Source organism: Methylobacterium sp. WL7, assembly GCF_008040085.1.
Classification (GTDB): domain Bacteria; phylum Pseudomonadota; class Alphaproteobacteria; order Rhizobiales; family Beijerinckiaceae; genus Methylobacterium; species Methylobacterium mesophilicum.
Genome location: NZ_VRVG01000004.1, coordinates 84,526 through 102,760 on the forward strand (window position 1 = coordinate 84,526; position 18,235 = coordinate 102,760).

The 18,235-nt window shown below is 70.8% G+C and carries 18 protein-coding genes; 10 read left to right on the forward strand and 8 right to left on the reverse strand.

Annotated elements, in window-relative coordinates; genetic code table 11:
• Positions 1–68: 68 nt before the first annotated feature.
• Together FV233_RS02165 and FV233_RS02170 are read left to right on the forward strand one after the other, a co-directional pair.
• Positions 69–626 carry a sigma-70 family RNA polymerase sigma factor gene (locus tag FV233_RS02165; RefSeq protein WP_147896486.1) on the forward strand — a complete coding sequence of 186 codons (558 nt, stop codon included), beginning with the start codon at positions 69–71 and terminating at the stop codon, positions 624–626.
• The gene (locus FV233_RS02170; RefSeq protein ID WP_147896487.1) at positions 626–1,318 is read left to right on the forward strand and encodes an NrsF family protein; all 693 of its coding nucleotides are present in this window, start codon (positions 626–628) and stop codon (positions 1,316–1,318) included. Before FV233_RS02165 ends, FV233_RS02170 begins: the two co-directional genes overlap by 1 nt.
• A 3-nt stretch (positions 1,319–1,321) precedes the next feature.
• Here the strand turns inward: FV233_RS02170 and FV233_RS02175 are convergent, their stop codons facing one another.
• Entirely contained in the window at positions 1,322–1,813 is a 492-nt protein-coding gene (locus FV233_RS02175; protein ID WP_147856885.1) for a YcgN family cysteine cluster protein, read from the reverse strand.
• A 228-nt stretch (positions 1,814–2,041) separates the two neighbouring features.
• On the opposite strand from FV233_RS02175, the gene FV233_RS02180 reads away from it, so the two are divergent.
• Genes FV233_RS02180 through FV233_RS02190 form a run of 3 tightly spaced genes read left to right on the forward strand, consistent with a single transcriptional unit; the run spans position 2,042 to position 5,665 of the window.
• Positions 2,042–4,342, forward strand: coding sequence for a PBP1A family penicillin-binding protein (locus tag FV233_RS02180; protein ID WP_147896495.1), 2,301 nt, complete (start codon positions 2,042–2,044; stop codon positions 4,340–4,342).
• 4 nt (positions 4,343–4,346) lie between these two features.
• Positions 4,347–5,051: a DUF1214 domain-containing protein gene (locus FV233_RS02185; protein ID WP_147857210.1), complete on the forward strand. Its 705-nt coding sequence runs from the start codon at positions 4,347–4,349 to the stop codon at positions 5,049–5,051.
• Positions 5,039–5,665 (forward strand): hypothetical protein, encoded by a 627-nt coding sequence (locus tag FV233_RS02190; RefSeq protein ID WP_147857211.1) that lies wholly within the window; start codon positions 5,039–5,041, stop codon positions 5,663–5,665. Before FV233_RS02185 ends, FV233_RS02190 begins: the two co-directional genes overlap by 13 nt.
• A 12-nt stretch (positions 5,666–5,677) precedes the next feature.
• Here FV233_RS02190 and FV233_RS02195 read toward each other — a convergent pair whose 3' ends face one another.
• The gene (locus FV233_RS02195) at positions 5,678–6,523 is read right to left on the reverse strand and encodes a hypothetical protein (protein WP_238261488.1); all 846 of its coding nucleotides are present in this window, start codon (positions 6,521–6,523) and stop codon (positions 5,678–5,680) included.
• 55 nt (positions 6,524–6,578) lie between these two features.
• On the reverse strand, positions 6,579–6,791 hold the full coding sequence (locus FV233_RS02200) for a hypothetical protein (protein ID WP_147853779.1): 213 nt from the start codon (positions 6,789–6,791) through the stop codon (positions 6,579–6,581).
• 424 nt (positions 6,792–7,215) lie between these two features.
• Here FV233_RS02200 and FV233_RS02205 point away from each other — a divergent pair, with 424 nt between their 5' ends.
• Both FV233_RS02205 and gshB read left to right on the forward strand, forming a co-directional pair.
• Positions 7,216–7,509: a hypothetical protein gene (locus FV233_RS02205; protein ID WP_147853780.1), complete on the forward strand. Its 294-nt coding sequence runs from the start codon at positions 7,216–7,218 to the stop codon at positions 7,507–7,509.
• A 46-nt stretch (positions 7,510–7,555) separates the two neighbouring features.
• Entirely contained in the window at positions 7,556–8,512 is a 957-nt protein-coding gene (gene gshB, locus FV233_RS02210; RefSeq protein ID WP_147853781.1) for a glutathione synthase, read from the forward strand.
• 26 nt (positions 8,513–8,538) lie between these two features.
• Here gshB and FV233_RS02215 read toward each other — a convergent pair whose 3' ends face one another.
• Together FV233_RS02215 and FV233_RS02220 are read right to left on the reverse strand one after the other, a co-directional pair.
• Positions 8,539–10,074: a sodium:proton antiporter gene (locus FV233_RS02215; protein ID WP_147853782.1), complete on the reverse strand. Its 1,536-nt coding sequence runs from the start codon at positions 10,072–10,074 to the stop codon at positions 8,539–8,541.
• A 45-nt stretch (positions 10,075–10,119) separates the two neighbouring features.
• A complete protein-coding gene (locus FV233_RS02220; RefSeq protein WP_147853793.1) occupies positions 10,120–11,571 on the reverse strand; it encodes a carbohydrate porin in 1,452 nt (483 codons plus the stop codon).
• A 121-nt stretch (positions 11,572–11,692) separates the two neighbouring features.
• Between FV233_RS02220 and FV233_RS02225 the strand changes: the two genes are divergently transcribed.
• The gene (locus FV233_RS02225; RefSeq protein ID WP_147853783.1) at positions 11,693–13,288 is read left to right on the forward strand and encodes a gamma-glutamyltransferase family protein; all 1,596 of its coding nucleotides are present in this window, start codon (positions 11,693–11,695) and stop codon (positions 13,286–13,288) included.
• A gap of 268 nt (positions 13,289–13,556) precedes the next feature.
• Here FV233_RS02225 and FV233_RS02230 read toward each other — a convergent pair whose 3' ends face one another.
• The 3 genes from FV233_RS02230 to FV233_RS02240 form a co-directional block, all read right to left on the reverse strand.
• Positions 13,557–14,414, reverse strand: coding sequence for a class I SAM-dependent methyltransferase (locus tag FV233_RS02230; RefSeq protein ID WP_147853784.1), 858 nt, complete (start codon positions 14,412–14,414; stop codon positions 13,557–13,559).
• A gap of 12 nt (positions 14,415–14,426) precedes the next feature.
• On the reverse strand, positions 14,427–14,936 hold the full coding sequence (locus tag FV233_RS02235; protein ID WP_147896488.1) for an OsmC family protein: 510 nt from the start codon (positions 14,934–14,936) through the stop codon (positions 14,427–14,429).
• A gap of 79 nt (positions 14,937–15,015) precedes the next feature.
• Positions 15,016–16,149 carry an 8-amino-7-oxononanoate synthase gene (locus tag FV233_RS02240; protein ID WP_147853786.1) on the reverse strand — a complete coding sequence of 378 codons (1,134 nt, stop codon included), beginning with the start codon at positions 16,147–16,149 and terminating at the stop codon, positions 15,016–15,018.
• A gap of 241 nt (positions 16,150–16,390) precedes the next feature.
• On the opposite strand from FV233_RS02240, the gene FV233_RS02245 reads away from it, so the two are divergent.
• Both FV233_RS02245 and FV233_RS02250 read left to right on the forward strand, forming a co-directional pair.
• Positions 16,391–17,659 carry an adenosylmethionine--8-amino-7-oxononanoate transaminase gene (locus FV233_RS02245; RefSeq protein WP_147896489.1) on the forward strand — a complete coding sequence of 423 codons (1,269 nt, stop codon included), beginning with the start codon at positions 16,391–16,393 and terminating at the stop codon, positions 17,657–17,659.
• Between the two features lie 132 nt (positions 17,660–17,791).
• Positions 17,792–18,181, forward strand: coding sequence for a response regulator (locus tag FV233_RS02250; RefSeq protein ID WP_147853788.1), 390 nt, complete (start codon positions 17,792–17,794; stop codon positions 18,179–18,181).
• Positions 18,182–18,235: the final 54 nt, after the last annotated feature.

An 18,235-nucleotide genomic window follows, 5' to 3' on the forward strand; every position in this document is an offset into this window, starting at 1 on the left:
TGGCGCGGGACTCCATCCCCGCGCTAGACTCCTGCCGTGCCGGGGAATGGATCGGCGGCGGAGCCCGGATGGCGCTCGAAGGTGAATTGGCCACTCTGATGGCGGCGGCGCAGGGTGGCGACGCGGCCGCATATCGCGCCTTGCTCAAGGCGTGCCTGCCGGTGGTCTCGTCGATCGCCCGGGCGCAGGGCGTGCGCGGCGAGGCCGTGGACGACGTCGTCCAGGACACGTTGATGACCGTGCATCGGGCTCGGGCGAGCTACGATCCCGCGCGGCCGTTCCTGCCGTGGCTGCGCGCCATCACCCAGCGGCGGGCGATCGATCGCCTGCGCCGGACCGGTCGCCGACCCCGCGAGGTTCACGATCCGATTGCATACGAGGCTGAGGCCGATCCCGGTCCCGCGCCGGGCCAGGGTCTGGAGGCGCGTGACCGCGCTGCGGCCCTGGCGCGTGCGGTCGCCTCGCTGCCGGACGGGCAACGGCAGGCCGTGGAGCATCTCGGCCTGCGGGAGCTGTCTTTGGACGAGACCGCGGCCCTGACCGGGCGCAGCAAGGGCGCGCTCAAGGTCAACCTTCATCGGGCTCTCAAGGCCCTGCGCGCCAACCTGATGCAGGAGCGGCGCTGATGGCCGACTTGGCCGGCCATGACCCGGGTCCGCACGCTTTGAGTCGCCACGACCGGCTGGTCGAGGATCTCGCCATCGGCCTGGAGCCGGTTCGGCCTCTGCCCTCCCCGGCCCTGCGCGCCGCCATGTGGCTGGGCGCGGCCCTGATCGTCGGGCTGGTCCTGGCGAGCCGGATCGACTCCACCGGCTTCATGCTGCGGATGCGCGTGCCGGATCTCGCCTGCGCCGCGCTCGGGGCGGTGCTGACGGCGGCCGGCGCTGCGTTCGCGGCCTTCGCCACCAGCGTCCCGGGCCGCTCCCGGGCCTGGGCCTTGCTGCCGCTCCCCGCCCTGGCCCTCTGGATCGGGGCGAGCGGCTTCGGCTGCCTGCGCGATTGGATCGCCCCCGGCACCGATCGGCCGAATCCCCAGGAGGTCGCCGGCTGCTTCAGTTTCCTGGTCTGCGTCTCGGCGCCGCTTTCCGTGCTGATCGTCGTGATGCTGCGCCGCGCCTGCCCGCTCCGGCCGAACCTGACCGCGGCGCTCGGCGGGCTCGCGGCCGCAGCGGCGTCGGCCGCTCTGTTGATGCCGTTCCATCCGCACGACGCGACCGCGTCGGATCTGCTGATCCATGCCGTGGCGGTGCTGGGCGTGATCGGACTCAACGGTCTCGCGGGCGGCCGGCTGGTCGGCAGCCGTGTCAACTCGAGCTGAGCGTCAGCGCTCGTCCGGATCCGCCCCCGGCCAGGCAACGATCCGGTCCGGCAACTCGTCGTCGGAGAACTCCTCCTCGTTGCCGGCAAGCCGGCCCCGGATGGAGATGCCGGCCTCGTGCACGCTGGAGGCCCGGCCCGAGACCAGGGGATGCCACGGATAGAGCGGCTCGCCGTCGCGGACGAGCCGATAGCCGCAGGTCGGCGGCAGCCACGGGATCGTCCGCACCGCCTCCGGGGTCAGGCGGACGCAGTCGGGCACGCGCTTCTGTCGGCGGGCGTAGTCGCGGCAGCGGCAGGTCAGGCCGTCGAGCAGGGTGCAGCCGATATCGGTGTGGTGGACCTCGCCGGTCTCGTCGTCCTCGAGCTTGATCAGGCAGCACCGACCGCACCCGTCGCACAGGCTCTCCCACTCGGACGGCGTCATGGCTTCGAGGGTCTTGGTCCGCCAGAACGGCTCGGCGACCCCGCGGCGCAGCGCCTCGGGCTTGGACATCGGTCAATCTCGCGATCGGGAATTGTCTGTCTCTGCCCGAGCCCGCGCCGCCGGGCAAGCCGGCGGGCCTGCGGCGAATCACGGGACTGCGCAGAGCCTCGCCGACCGTTCCGGATCCTGCTAAGGATGGGAACGCCGCGCGGTGTCTCGGCCGCGGGTGCCATGCCCGCGGCGCGGGCGCTCGATCCTTCTCGCCGCGAAGGCGCTCGACAAGCCGGGTCCGACAACGTGCGCCTGCCGACGCTCACCGAGATCAAGATCCGCGTCGAGCGCGCCGCTTTGGCGTTCGATGCCTGGGTCAATGCCGGCCTCTACGACAGCGGCCGCTCCACCGGCGCGGCCTACGAGCGCTTCCAGCGGGTCATGAGCCGGTTCGCCGTCCACGGCTGGAAGCGGATCGCCCTCGACCTGACCAGCGAGGCCGTCACCCTGGGGGCCGGCGGCGCGGTGCTGCTGCTCGCCTTCGCGCAGCCCGCGTTCCAGCTGACCAGCGAGAACTGGCTGAAGCAGCAAGATCTCGCCGTCACATTCCTCGACCGGTACGGCACCGAAGTCGGTCGGCGCGGCATCAAGCACGACGACTCGCTCAAGCTCGACGAGTTTCCCGACATCATGATCAAGGCGTTGGTCTCCACCGAGGACCGGCGCTTCTACGAGCACTGGGGCATCGACCCGATCGGCACCCTGCGGGCGCTGGTCAACAACTCGCGCGGCGGCGGCGGAACGCAGGGCGGCTCCTCGATCACGCAGCAGCTCGCCAAGAATCTCTTTTTGACGAACGAGCGCTCGCTCGAAAGAAAAATCAACGAGGCGTTCCTGGCCCTGTGGCTGGAGAGCCACCTGACCAAGAACGAGATCCTGAAGCTCTATCTCGACCGGGCCTATATGGGCGGCGGCACCTTCGGCGCCGTGGCGGCGGCGGATTACTATTTCGGCAAGCCGCTCAAGGACATCAGCCTGGCCGAGGCGGCCATGCTGGCGGGCCTGTTCAAGGCGCCGACGAAATACGCGCCCCACGTCAACCTGCCCGCCGCCCGGGCCCGCGCCGCGGACGTGCTTCACAACATGGTGGAGGCCGGCTTCGTCACGGAAGGGCAGATCCAGACCGCCCTGCGCAACCCGGCGACCCCGGTGACCCGCACCCGCGACATCACCGCCGACTATTACCTCGACTGGGCCTTCGGCGAGATCAAGGCCATGGCCGATGCGGGCAAGCTCCGCAACGACCGCGTCCTGACGGTCAAGACACCCCTCGACCTCGCGATCCAGAAGCGGGCCGACGAGGCCGTGGCCGACATCCTGCGCAAGTCCGGCGACGCCTTCGACGTCGACGAGGCTGCGATGGTCATCCTCGACCCGGACGGGGCGTTGCGCGCCATGGTCGGCGGCGCCGATTACGGCGAGAGCCAGTTCAACCGCGCCACCGACGCGCTGCGCCAGCCCGGCTCGTCGTTCAAGCCCTACGTCTACTCCGCCGCCCTCCTGTCGGGGCTGTTCAAGCCCGAGACCGCGGTGGTCGACAGCCCGGTCTGCATCGGCAATTGGTGCCCGCAGAATTACGGCCGGTCCTATGCCGGACGGGTGCCGATGTGGCTCGCCGTAGCGAAGTCGATCAACACGATCCCGATCAAGATCTCGATCTCGCTCGGCAAGGCCATGGGCATCAGCCATGAGGCCCGCGCCGCGAAGGCCGGCCGCGCGAAGATCACCGATCTGGCCCACAAGATGGGCATCACCTCGAACCTGATCGACACCGTCTCGATGCCGATCGGTTCCGACGAGGTCACGGTGATCGACCAGGCCGCCGGCTACGCGGTGTTCGCCAACGGCGGCTACAAGGCCAAGCCCTATGCGGCCATGGAGGTGAAGAACTCGTCCGGCGAGGTGATCTACCGCCACGCCGACGAGGCGCCCGATCGGGTGCTTCCGCCCCAGGTCGTCGCCGACATGAACTTCATGCTCAACAAGGTGGTCGAGGAGGGGACCGGCAAGCGCGCCCAGCTCGAGGGCGTGAAGGTCGCCGGCAAGTCCGGCACCACGAACGCCTACCGGGATGCGTGGTTCGTCGGCTACACCGGCAATTACGTCGGCGCGGTCTGGTTCGGGAACGACGACCACACCTCGACCAACAAGCTGACCGGCGGCTCGCTCCCCGCCCAGCTCTGGCACGACGTGATGGAGCCGGCCCACCAGGGCATCGAGATCAAGGGCTTGCCGGGCCTGAAGGAAAGCCCGCGGGCCGCCCAGCAGCAGGCGTCCGGCGGTCCCACCGCCCCGATCGATCCGAATGCCAGCGCCTACGGCAAGCTCTCGCGCCGCTCCTTCGAGGTCATCGGCGGCCTGAACGGCCTGTTCCGCACCGTCGAACGCGCGCCTGCGGGCGACGCGCGGCCGGATGCAACGGGCGCCGACAAGGCCACGCAGAAGTCCGACCGGAAGCCCGGCGACCGGGCCGCGGCACCCTCGGCTCCGCCGGGCGCGGTGGCCGAGGGCGCCCGGTCCGTCGGCGGCCGCATCGAGCTGCGGTGACCCGATGAGGCTCGCAATCCCCGGAAGCCCCGGCCGCAGCGCTGCGGCCGGAGAACCCAGACCCGCGCCGAAGGTCCGGTCCCTGGGCGGTGCCGGCCGTTTCCTCGCCCGTGTCTGGCGCAAGAGCTCGGTCGCGGGCCTCGCGGTCTACGCCCTTGCGCTCGGCGGGGTGCTCGGCCTTGCCAGCGCCGATTGGGCGACGCGGGGCGGCTATCCGTTCGGCGGCGTGCCGGTCGGCGCCTGGACGGCCTGGCCTCGGGCCGGAGCCGGGAATGCCGACCCCTATACCCGTGCCGTCAACGCCCGCCGCGGGGAGATCCCCCTGGCGGTGGGCGAGGGCCTGCTGCTGACGGCGGCGGCCGACGACCAGGGCCAGACGCTCGACGCGACCTGCACGTATCGCATTGGCGGCGGGACGCCGCCGGCCCGGGCCTGGACCCTCACCGTCGCGGGTCGCGGTGCGCGCGATCCCGGGCGTCCGGCCGTGCGGGAGGGCTTCACCTCCACGGAGGTCCTGCGCTCGGCCGACGGGCGGTTCTCGGTGATCCTCGCGCCGGACGTCCAGCCCGGCAACTGGCTGCCGAGCCCCCGGAACAGCGGCCCGGTTCGCCTGGCCCTGCGCCTCTACGACACGCCGGTCGCCGCCAGCGTCGGATCCCTCGACCGGGCCTCGGTACCGGCCATCACCCGCCTGGGATGCGCCTCGTGAGCCCGCGCTTCCTCTTCGCCACGCTGATCGGCCTGGTGCTCGCCGGGATCGTGCACATCGCGACGGTGCTGGCGATCCCGCGTCTGTCCGAGACGGACGCCGTCTCGCGCGCCCGGACCAGCGAAAACCTGGATCACCCGCAGCCGATCTACACGGTCGCCACCGGCGACGACCCCTCCCCGCCCGAGGCGTGGCTGCCGATCCCGGACCCGGCCGTGGCGGTGGGCGTCTGTGCCTACGATCTCGCCGACGGGCCGATGCGCGTCTCTGCGCGGACCGGACCGCTGTCGCTGTCGCTCGCCGCGCATGCCCGGCGAGGCGCCTTCTACGCCGTGACCGACCAAGCCGCCGTGCGCGGCGCCCTCGACCTCGTGATCCTCACCCGGGCGCAGTACGACGAGGCTCTGGCCGACGACGACGAGAACGACCCGAGCCGCGACGTGCGCATCGTCGCGCCGGACACGCGGGGCGTCGTGGTCGTGCGGGTGATCGCCAGCCTGCCCAGCCAGCGACCCGGCGCCAACGCCGCCGTCCAAGCCGTCTCCTGCACCACCGACATGCCGGCAGACGAGTCCGCAGGCAAGGATGCCGGCGGCAAACCCACCGGGCGGTAGCGCCGGGTCGACTCAGTATTTGACGACCAGCGGGGGCGCCTCGGCGACCGGTACGATGGCGGCTTCGAGGCCGCACCGGGCCGCGGCGTCCGGCGGCAGCAGCGGGTCGAGCAGGTTGCGGCGCGCGGCGAGCATGGCCAGCGAGCGCTCGGCCGGGACCGATTCCTTGGCCGGCGCCTGGGCGAAAAGATGCTCCAGGGCGTAGCGGTAGCGGGCCAGCCGCAGGCCGGCCTCGATCCGCACCCAGGCGATCAGGCAGCGGTTCTCGGCCACGTGCTGGGCTGCGAGGCGGATATCCGCGTCGTCGAGGGTCTTGGCGAAGGGCAGGCTGCGCAGCCGCGCGGCATCCGCGTCGATCACCCGCGCGGCGAGCGCCGTGAAGATCGGGATCAGGCGGGCATCGGCCGTGGCGTCGTCGGCGAGCTGTCGGTAGCGGGAGACGGGGGAGCGCGACGGCTCCGCGGTCAGCGTGTCGTAATAGGCGCCGACCTCGTCGAACCGCCAGGTCGGCGTCGCGTGCGCGCTCGCCAATCCAAGGAGGGCATCCTGGAAGGCCGTGACGGTGCTGGCCGGCTGGACGAAGCGCCAGGCGCGGTCGCGCAGGGCCTGCTCGTCGTCGGTCAAGCCGGAATCGAGGATCAGGCGGCCGCGATCGCGCGATGAGAAACTGCCGGTGGTGTCGATCAGCCCGTTCCACACACCGGTGCGGGGGCGGCCGAAATCGCCGCTCTGGGTGCAGGCGGCGAGGAGCGCCAGCGCCGTGCCGGCGGCCAGGAGGATGGAGACCCTGCGGGCGCGGTTCGGGTGCCTGTCGGCGACAGGGGCGACCGTTGGCCGATGGCGGTCCGGAACAGGCATGATCAAACCGTCGGAAACGTCGCCTGGCCGGGCCGGTCGGCGGCTATCGGTGCGTTCAGGAGGCAAGGCGCTCGTAGCGCACGCCGAGGAAGAACAGGATCTCGCCCCGCTGCTCGTCGGTGGGCGGCAGCTGGCGGGTCCGGCGCAGGTCGGGCCCGGGGAACGGCAGCAGGACCGCGGACGGATCCCGCCGCGCGTCGCGCGCCGCATCGTTGGCGGGCATTGGCAGGCGGGTCTGGCCAGTCACCTGCGGCTTGAATGGGGTCATGGTCTCCGGCTCCTGTCGGCGGCTCGAGCGGCAGTGCCCGGGCCCTGCAGAGGGGGTCGGCAAGGGCTACGGAAACCATTCAGCATGACGTGGTTAACGGAGTCTTGCCGGATCCCGGCCAGGATCCGGACGGCCTCCCGGCAGGTCTGGCGCGCGAATTGCGACGCCGGTTTTGCCCATGGCGGGCGTTTCCTCCCTTTGACTGAGGCCCTGTCCGTTCACGGATGGGGCCTTTTTTCTTGGCGGCCGTTGCGGCCCGGGCGCCACACAGCGGCGAAGCGTGGGCGCGGCGTTGCGCGCGGGGAACCCATGCAGAGCCGTGGCGCTTGCCTACCGCCCAGCGCGACCGATATGCCGGGCGCAAGCGGACGGGCCGACCGCCGCACAGATTTTCCGCGCGACCGAGATTTGAGGACACCGCTGAATGCGACTCGTTCCGGAACGATTCCTGCGCTCCAACCGCCGCCGCGGCGTCGCGACGGCAGCGCTCGCGCTGTTCGCGCTCGCCACCGGCCCGGCCTACGCCCAGCGTGAGGACCAGGGCCTGCAGCTCGGCTGCGCCAACGACTATTTCCGTCTCTGCGCCGGCGTCGATCCGAACAGCCAGGACGCGGACAAGTGCATGATGCGCAACCGCAAGCGCCTGTCGCCCGAGTGCCGCTCGGCGATCGGCGACTACGACAAGCGCACCGGCAGCAAGTCGCTGTCGGACGATTGAGCATTTACTCGGTCCAGACACGCGCCGCAGGCGAAGGGCATTTTCGATGGGCCTGACCGTCGCCGTCCAGATGGACCCGATCCAGAACATCCGGATCGCCGGGGACACGACCTTCGCTCTGCTGCTCGAGGCGCAGCGGCGGGGGCATGACCTGATCTACTACACGCCCGACCGGCTCTCGATGCAGGGCCGTCGGGTGACGGCCCGGGTCGAGCGTTTGACGGTCCAGGACGTCGAGGGCGCGCATTTCACGCTCACGCCGCCGGAGCGGATCGACCTCGCGGAGGCGGACGTGGTGCTGATGCGCCAGGATCCGCCCTTCGACATGGCCTACATCACGGCCACCCACATGCTGCAGCGGATCCACCCGGACACGCTGGTGGTCAACGATCCCTTCGAGGTGCGAAACGCGCCCGAGAAGCTGTTCGTGCTCGATTTCCCCGAACTGATGCCCCCGACCCTGATCAGCCGCGACAAGGCCGAGATCGAGGCGTTCCGTTTGGAGCACGGCACGGTCGCGATGAAGCCGCTGCACGGGCACGGCGGCGCGGCCGTCTTCAAGGTCACCGAGACGGACCCGAACTTCGGCTCGATGTTCGACCTGTTCGCCACCACCTTCCGGGAGGCCTGGGTGATCCAGCGCTACCTCGACCGGGTGACCGAGGGCGACAAGCGCATCATCCTGGTCGACGGCGTGGCGATGGGCGCGGTCAACCGTGTGCCGGCGGCCAACGATATTCGGTCGAACATGGTGCGCGGCGGGGCCGCCTCGGCCTCGGAGCTGACCGAGCGCGAGCGCGAGATCTGCGCGACGATCGGGCCGGAGTTGGCCCGGCGCGGCCTGATCCTGGTCGGGATCGACGTGATCGACGGACATCTCACCGAGATCAACGTCACCTCCCCCACGGGCATCCGGGCGATCCAGCGGCTCGGCGGTCCGGATCTCTCGGTGGCGGTCTGGGACGCGATCGAATCGCGGGTCGCAGCGCGCAAGGGTGTTTGAACGGACGGCTGTTTGGACGCTGCGACTCAGGTCTCAGCCTTCGGCGTGGCGTTGAGCTCGGCCCAGTCGAACTCCTCCTCCAGCAGGAAATAGGCGTCGTCGCCGATGCGGCCCTGCCGCCGCAGGGACAGGACCGCATTGCGTGCCGCTGCCACCGACCGGCGGCGCGCGGCATCCGAGGGCAGACTCTCGGGAGCAAGGCCCTCCTCATGGGCCTCGGCCTCTTCGAGCGCCGAGCGGAACTCAGCGCGGAGCGAATCGATTGCCGGCTCGTCGCCCGCTTCGGAGAGGCTTTCGAGGGCCGCCTTGTAGGCGGCGGCGCGTGCCCAGCCCACCTCCCGCCCGACCGGATCGTCGTCCTCAAGCTTCAGGTGTGCAAGCAGCGGGCGCAGGGTCAGACCCTGGACGATCAGCGTGCCCAGCACCGTGAAGAAGGCGGTGAACACCACGAGGTCCCGGTGCGGGAATTCCATCGGCAGCGCCAGGGCGGCCGCGACCGTGACGATGCCGCGCATCCCGGCCCAGGACAGAGCGAGCCCCGGCCCGAACTTCGCACGCGCTCCGGCCTGACGCAGGCCGAGGCCCTTGAGGCCAGTGGTGGGCAGGACCCAGGCCAGGCGCGTCACCACCACAGTCGCGAAGATCGCAGCCGCCAGGAATATCGCCTGCCAGGCGTCGGGACCGGTCAACCGGTCCTGGATCGGGTCGATCTGGATGCCGATCAGGATGAAGGCCAGGACGTTGAGCACGAACACCGCCGTGTCCCACACAGCGTAGGAGATCACCCGGGTGCGCGGGGCCGTGATGCCCGGCGCCCGGCGAGCGACCGTCACGGCGAAGGTGACGATGGTCAGCACCCCCGACATCTCGAGCCGCTCTGCGACGAGCCAGATCCCGAACGCGGCGACGAACTGCATGACGATGGTGCTCGCCGGGTCGGTCACCCGGCGGGTCAGTGCGACGAAAGCCAGGCCCAGGCAGGGCCCAGCGGCGAGGCTCGCTACCACGCCGAGCAGGAAGGCCGGGGCGACCTCGGCCGGATGGAAGCCGTCGGCCATCGCGGCCGCCACCGCCAACCGGTAGATGATCAGCGAGGCTGCGTCGTTGAGCAGGCTCTCGCCGCGCAGGATCGTGGCGAGCCGATGCGGCATCGGCGCGTGCTTCAGCACCGCCAGGGCCGCCACGGCATCGGGCGGCGCGACCACGGCGCCTAATACGATGCAGGCCGCGATCGGCATGTCGGGCACGATGAGGTGGGCTACGAACGCCACGGCGAGCGTCGTCACCGCCACGGCGCCCACCGCCAGCCCGAATACCGCGCGCCAGTTGTCCCGCATGTCCCGCACGGAGGCGTCGAAGCCGGCATCGAGCAGGACGGGGGCGAGGAACAGGGCGAGCGCCAATTCGGGATCGAGCCGCAGGTTCGGCACGCCAGGCACGAAGGCGAGGCCGACGCCGCCGAGCGCCAGGAACGCCGGGTACGGCGCACCCAGCCGTCGCGCCAGCGCAGCCAAAAGGACGGCGCCGAACAGGACGCCGACAACCCACTCGAAGATGACCATAGCCCTGAAAGAGGGCAGGCCCGCGCCCGTTCCAGGCCGGACGGCTCAGTACTGCACGCTGGCGCGCACGCCGAGCACCGCCGCGTTGCGCAACCGGCGGCCGTCCGGGCCGGCAATGCCGGCACCCGGATGGAAGACGTATTGGAGGTCGGGCTGCACCGTGAAGCCCGGAACCACCACCGCCTGGTAGGTCGCCTCCAGCACCGTCTCGGCCCGCCGCCGCGGCATCGGGACGCCGGTATAGAAAATCGTGTCCCGGTCGGCCCGGCGGGCGTCGTCGCTGATCCGGGCATGGGCGAGGCTGACCCCGACGGTGTCGTCGTCGCGGCCCTCGAACAGGCCCTTGTAGGCGAGGCCGGCATCGACATAGGCGTCGACCAGGCTCGATCGGGTCGGCGAGTAGGCGGCGCGCACGAAGAAGCCGAGGCCCTCGTCGTCCTTGCCGGATTCCCGGTACAGGGTCTGGTCGTAGATCGCGTAGAACCCCGCATTGCCGCGCAGCGGGCGGCCGATGCCGGTGGCGTTCGGGTCTGCCAGCGGTACCCCGGTTATGTCGTAGCGCAGGCTGTCGAACCGGCCGAAATGCTGCCAGCCGCCGAACGTGATGTCGCCGGGCAGGCCTTTGGCTCCCGGCTCGATATTGAACGCGTAGGTCGCCTCGGCGACGATCAGGGCCGGGTCGTTGGTTCGGAAATTCGTGCCGGTGCGGTTGAGCCGCTGCGCCTCCGGATCCTTGCCGGGCGGGTTCGCTCCCGCCGGATCGCCGTCATAGAGCCCGACCTGAAGCGAGAAGCCGTTGCCCGGCGCGTACTTCGCGCGGATCGCGGGCGCCGAGAGCGGATAGGCCGGCCCGCCGCTCGGCAGGTCGAGCCCGGTGATCGCCGGCCAGCCGAAGGTGGAGTTCACGAACAGGGTCGCGGTCTGGCTGACGAAGAACTCGGTGTCGGCCGCCTGCTGGCCGATCCGTAGGCCGAGCTGCCCGTCCATCAGGCTCTGATCGAACCACAGCACGTAGAGCCGGCTCGATGGCAGCGCTTCGATCACGCTCGTGGTCAGCAAGTCGCCGACATAGTAGCGCGACAGGCCGGTGCCGTGGATGAAGTAGGCATTGGCGTGGATCGTCGCGCCTTCCCAGCCAGCGAGTCGGTCGAGATCGAGGTTGAGCCGCAGGTTCAGGCGATCCTCGACGATCGCGCCCTGACGAAGACCTCCGGTCGGGTTGCCCAACAGGTCGGCGATGTAGGTCAGGCTGTACTCGATGCCGCGCGCTTTCAGCACCGGGCGCAAGCCCAGGGGATCGCCGAGCGGGCCCAGCGACGGCTCGATCGAACGGACATAACCGCCGGACGCCTGGCTGGTGCTCTCCGGCTGCGAGACCGAGATCCGCGGATCGGCGCCCGCACCCTCATAGACGGTCCGCACTCGCTGCTGCGCCGTGGCCGGCATGGCAGCCAGGGTGAGGCCGACGGCCAACCGAGGCAGACTCTTGAACGACATCGGCCGCTTCTGCACGATGGGCATCGGCGTTCCTAGCATGGGACGGGCCTCGCGAACCGTGATCCCTTGCGGCGGCCGCAGACTTGCCTAACGCTGCGGCCGGAACACCACAGGATCTTCGATGCTCGAGACCCCCGTCTTCTCCGACAGCGCCGTCGCGGCCCCCCACCACCTGGCCGCCTCGGCCGGCCGGACCGTGCTGGCGCAGGGCGGCAACGCCATTGAGGCGATGGTGGCGATGGCGGCCTCGATCGCCGTGGTCTACCCGCACATGAACAGCATCGGCGGCGACGGTTTTTGGCTGGTGCGCGAGCGCGGTGGGCGGGTGCGCGGCATCGAGGCCTGCGGGCCGGCCGGGCGCCTCGCGACGATCCAGCGCTACCGCGAGAAGGGTTACGACACGATCCCGTCGCGCGGCCCCGACGCCATGGTGACGGTGGCCGGCGCGGTCGGTGGCTGGGAACTCGCACTGGCGCTGTCCAAGGCGCTCGGCGGTCGCCTGCCCGTGGACGTGCTGCTCGCCGACGCGATCACCCAGGCCCGCGACGGGGTCCCGGTCTCACCGAGCGAGGAGCGCTACACGCCGCAGCCGGGCGACACCCTGCATGAGGCCCCGAACTTCGCCGCGACCTTTCTCAACGATGGCAAGCCCTACCGGGCCGGCGAGATCCGCAAGCTCTCGGCCCTCGGGGCGACCCTGGAGCAGCTCGCGCATGCCGGACTGGACGACTTTTACCGAGGCGATGTCGCCCACGAGATCGGCGCCGACCTGGAACGCTTCGACGCGCCGGTGACCCGGGCCGACCTCAAGGCCTACCAGGCGGTCGAGCGCAGGCCGCTGGCCCTGCGTCGGCGCGACGCCACGCTGTTCAACTTCCCGCCCCCGACCCAGGGGCTCGCGGCCTTGATCCTCCTCGGCCTGTTCGACCGATTGAACGTCTCCGCCCCCGAGAGCCTCGCGCACTACCACGGGCTGATCGAGGCGACGAAGCGCGCCTTCGCGATCCGCGACCGGGTGGTGACCGATTTCGGTCGCCTGCGCCACGACATCGAGGAGTTCCTGGCGCCGGCCTTCCTCGCTACGGAAGCCGCGCGCATCGACATGAAGCGCGCCGCAACGGTCCCCCTGCGCGATTCCCCCGGCGACACGGTCTGGATGGGGGCGATCGACCGCGACGGGCTGGCGGTCTCGTACATCCAGTCGGTCTATTGGGAATACGGCTCCGGGGTGGTTCTGCCGCGTACCGGCATCGACTGGCTCAACCGGGGCGTCTCGTTCTCCCTCGACCCGGCCGCCGTGAATCCGCTGGAGCCGGGCCGGCGCCCGTTCCACACCCTGATCCCGGCACTGGCCTGCTTCGACGACGGCCGGGTCTTGGCTTACGGCGCGATGGGTGGAGACGGTCAGCCCCAATTCCAGGCGCAGATCTTCTGCCGCTACGCCGATTACGGCTTCTCCGTCGCCGACGCGGTGGATGCCCCGCGGCTGCTCTACGGCCGGACCTGGGGGGCGCCTTCGCTCAGCGTGAAGGTCGAGGATCGGTTCGATCCGGCCATCCTGTCCGCTCTGGAGCGCATGGGCCACCAGATCGAGCCGGTCGGCGTACCCTACAGCGACACGCTGGGTCATGCCGGCATGCTCGTCCGCCGGGCCCGCGATGGGCGGATCGAGGCGATGCACGACCCGCGGTCCGACGGCGGCGCGTTGGGGTTCTGAATCGCGGGCGATCGCCGCTCGCGCGACGCCCTTTACCGGGCACATGCAGCGCCAGCGGAATGCGATCCTGGACCCAGCACACGATGACGCGAAGCCGCCGAAATATCGCTTCTCGATCGTGCCGCTGGGCGGCGTCTTCTGCGCTGAGTCCCGGATCACCGTCCACTGACGTTCCAGGCGCCCGGGAAAGGGTTGCGTTTCATTCGGGAAGGACGGTGCTGGCGGCCCCCTCGTCGTTCGACCGGAAACCGCGGTGATCTGCCGTTCGTCAGTCCGCCTGGACCAGCCAGCAGGAGGCGCGCAGGCTGACGATACCGCCCTCCGCGTGCGGGTGCAGGGCCGCGGTGACGGCGGCTTCGGCCCGGGCGCGCAGATCGGGCTCGGCCTCGCGGACGAGACGCGCCGTCGGCCCGAGATTGATGGCGACATGGGCGGCGGCCTCCGCCGCCTCGGTATCGGTGGTCCCGCGGCCGAGCACCACGTCCCGGTCGATCGCGTCGCAGGTCACGGTCCCGAAACCGGCGTCACGCAGCAGCGCGATCAGCCGCGCATCGTCGGCGAAGCGGAACGGACCGGGCGTATCCGGTTGCGGGGTCGGCGGGATCTCGGGCAGGAGCGGCAGCACCGCATCGCGCGGCACCGTCACCCAGAGGTTTTCCGGCAGCGCCCGCCAGCACAGGAAGGTCAGTCGCCCCCCGGGGTGCAGCATCCGGCGGATGTTGGCGAAGGCGCGGGCCGAATCCGGAAAGAACATCACGCCGAACCGCGACAAGGCCTGCCGGTAGGTTCCGAGATCGGCGTTCTCTACGTCCGCCTCGACGAATCGGATCGGTGCGGCACCAGGTGGTTCCGCCTCAGCCCGGCCCCAGGCGACTGCGAGCAGCGGCGCCGAGATGTCCGCGCCGGTCACGGTCCCCTGCTGACCGACCCGGCGGGCGGCCTCCAGGGTCGTGGTGCCCGAGCCGCATCCGATATCGAGCACGGATTGCCCCGACTGGAGCGTCAAGCGCGTGAACAGCGCCTCGGTGAGCGGTGCGAACACCGCGTCGAGCACCGCCTGATTGCGGGCCCAGCGGGTGCCGACCTCGCCGTTCCAGTATTCCGTCTGGGTGATGTCGCCGGCCATCGTCGTCTTCCCTCAGGCCGACGTGACGGCGACCAACAACGCGGGTTTGCGGTTCAGGGTCTGGAACACGACGCAGTAGCGCTCGGTCAGCTTGAGCAGCTGTGCGAGTTTGTCCTCGGACGCGTCGGTGTCCAACGCGAAGAACAGCCGAATGCTGCGGAAGCCCACCGGGGCTTCCTTGTCGACGCCGAGCGTTCCGCGAAAGTCGAGGTCGCCCTCCGCAATCACCGTGCCGGAGCGCAGCGGAATCTCGAGCGCCGTCGCCACCGCCTTGAGGGTCACGCCTGCGCACGCGACCAGAGCTTCGAGCAGCATGTCCCCGGAGCACAGTTCGAGGCCGGAGCCGCCGCTGGCCGGGTGGAGCCCGGCTTCCGCAATGGCGCGGCCGGTCTCGACCTTGCAGGCGATCTTGGTGTCGTCGAGGGTACCCTTGGCCTTCAGGGTGATCACCGCCGAATCCGGCGCCGTCCGGTACTGGTCCTTGATCGGAGCCTGGAGGGCTCGCAGAGCGGTGGCGTCCATGGCGTCGTCCTCACGGTTGATCTGTGCCGGCCGGCTCCTCTTGTGCGGGAGCGTCGCCCACGAGGTATAGGGTCGGCGCTCAGGGACGGGAAGCGCGGCCGGTCAGCGCCGCCACCGCGTCGGCCAGGGCATCGACCTGCGCGTCCGTGTGGGCCGCCGAGAATGCGACCCGCAACCGCGCGGTCCCGGCCGGTACGGTCGGGGGACGGATCGCCACGACCAGGAAGCCGGCCGCCTCCAGGGCCGCGGAGATGTCGAGCGCCGCCTGCGCGTCGCCGACCAGGACCGGCACCACGGCGCTCTCGGCTTCGGGCAGGCCGAGGCGGGCGGTGAAGCGTTGGGCCAGCGCCAGCGGCCGGGTGCGCCGGGCCGGTTCCTCTTCCAGGATCGCCAGGGCTTCCAGGGCCGCGGCGGCCGAGGCCGGGGGCAGGCCGGTGGTGTAGACGAAGCTCCGGGCGCGGCTGGTCATCAGGTCGATCACCGCCCGCGAGGCGCAGAGATAGCCGCCGTAGGAGCCGAGCGCCTTCGACAGCGTGCCCATCTCCAGCGGTGCCCGCGGCCCGTCCTCGACCACGCCGATCCCGTGGGCGTCATCGACCAGCGTCCAGGCGTCGAAGGCCTCCGCGACACCCAGCAGGTCGCCGAGCGGCGCCCGGTCGCCGTCCATACTGAACACCCGCTCGGTGAGCACCAGAGCGCGGGCGTGGTGCGGGCGGTGCGCGGCGAGTGTGTCCGCGAGGTCGGCCGGATCGTTGTGGCGGAAGGTCAGCACCGTGGCGCCCGACAGCCGCGCCCCCGCCCACATGCAGGCATGGGAGAGTTCATCCAGCACCACGAGGTCGCCGTGTCCGGCGAGCGCCGGGGTGATTCCGAGATTGGCGAGGTAGCCGCTGCCGAACACCAGGGCGGCCTCGGCGCCCTTGTGGCGAGCGAGTCCCTCCTCCAGGGCGCCCAGATAGGGATGGTCGCCGGTGACGAGGCGCGAGCCGCCCGCCCCGGCCCCGTAGCGGCCGGCGGCTTCCTGCGCGGCTCCGATCACCCGCGGATGATGCGACAGGCCGAGATAGTCGTTGCACGAGAACGAGACGAGCGCCCTGCCCCGGCGCGACGCCGCGGCCCCTGTGCCGCGCTCGGTCGGCGTGAGCCGCCGCCGCAGGCTGCCGGCTTCCAGGGCGTCGAGTTTGGTGCGGGCGAAGGCGTCGAGGCTGTCCATCGGGTGGGTGATGGGGCCGCGGGGGCGGTGGATGTCAAGGTGCCGAGCGGCGCGGAGCCGCAGAAGTCACGCTCGGGCGATTTCGGGCGCCTAGGCGTGGAGGCTTCGTCGGCACAGAACAAACATTACTCGCCATTCGCCTGTCTTACCGTCTCCGGTGGATCAAAGCGGCTTCGGCGGGTTCACGCGCCGCATCGCGCGTCTGCTTGACCACTTCGGCCTTGCCGCCCATCCCTCCGCCATGACGTCCGATCGACCCTCGAAACAGAATCTCTGGCGCCCCTACACGCAGATGCGCGTGGCCGCTCCGCCCCTGAAGGCGGTGGCGACGCTTGGCAGCCGCATCATGCTGGCCAATGGCCGCGAGCTGGTGGACGGCATCGCGTCCTGGTGGACGGCGGTGCACGGCTACAACCATCCCCACATCGCCCGGGCCGTGGCCGACCAGCTGGCGCGGATGCCGCACGTGATGTTCGGCGGCCTCACCCATGCCCCGGCGGAGCGGCTGGCGTCACGGCTCGCCGCGCTGCTGCCGGGGGACCTCGACCACGTGTTCCTGAGCGATTCGGGCTCGGTCGCCGTCGAGGTCGCCCTGAAGATGGCGGCCCAGATGTGGCTCAATCGCGGGGTGAGCGGCCGGACCAAGGTGCTGGCGTTCCGGGGCGGCTATCACGGCGACACGATGGGGGCGATGTCGATCTGCGACCCCGAGGAAGGCATGCATCGCCGGTTCGGCGCTTACCTGCCCAGCCAGGTTTTTTGTGACCTGCCGAGGAGCCTGGCCGAGACCGAGGCGCTGGATGCGGCTCTGGCCGCCAATCGTGAGACGCTGGCCGCCGTGATTGTCGAGCCGCTGGTCCAGGGCGCGGGCGGCATGGTCTTGCACCCGCCGGACGTGCTGGCGACCGTCGCACGCCTCGCCCGCCGACACGGCCTGCCGCTGATCGCCGACGAGATCTTCACCGGGTTCGGGCGCACCGGCAGCCTGTTCGCCTGCGAGCAGGCCGGGATCGTGCCGGACATCCTGTGCCTGTCGAAGGCGCTCACCGGCGGCACCATGGCGCTGGCGGCCACGATCGCCCGGACGGAGGTGTTCGAGGCGTTCTGGTCCGAGGATCCGGCGGCGGCCTTGATGCACGGCCCGACCTTCATGGCCAATCCGCTGGCCTGCGCGGCGGCCAATGCCAGCCTCGACCTGTTCGAGACCGAGCCGCGCCTCAAGCAGGCCGGCGCCATCGCCCGCCGGCTCGCGGATGAGTTGTCCGGCCTGAAGGGCTTGCCCGGGGTGGCGGATGTCCGCGTGCTGGGCGCCATCGGGGCGGTGCAGTTCGCGGCGCCGCCCGACCTCGCCGCCCTCAAGACCGGCTTCCTCGACCGGGGCGTCTGGGTGCGGCCGTTCGGCGACATCGTCTATCTCACCCCCGCCCTGACCATTCCGGACGCCGATCTCGACCGGCTGATCGAGGCCGTCGTCGGCGTCGTCTCCGAGCGGGCCGCGGCGCTCGCCTGAGCGCATCCGCCACACGATCCCGCGAGCCGTCGCCACGCCGCCCTGCAACCTGGAACCGTTTCTGCCGTTGGCTCACCGCTGACAACGCGTGCGGCGGCCCTCGCGGTCGGACGCTGCCGGAGGGAGTACACAGTGGCGAGCGAGCAGACGGTTTCGGGCGGCGATCGGCCGGTGATCCTCCTCGTCGAGGACGAGGCGCTGACGATCATGGACCTCGGGGACGTGCTGGAGGATGGCGGTTACGACACGGTGCAATGTGCTTCCGCCGAGCGGGCGCTCAGCATCCTGCAGGCGCGGCCTGACATCTGTGGCCTGGTGACGGACGTCCAGCTCTCGGGAAAGACCGACGGCTTCGACCTGGCGAGCGCGGTGGCCGAGGCCCGCCCGCAACTGCCGATTCTCATCGTGTCCGGGCGGGCCGCGCCCGATCCGGCCCGGATGCCCGCCCACGCCGATTTCATCGCCCGTCCGTGCACGGGCGAGGACATCCTTGACCGGCTGAAGCGCTTGATGCCCTGTTGAGTGCAGGGCGTTTTCGGCCCCCGTCATCGCACCGTCACCGGCCCGCGCCACAGG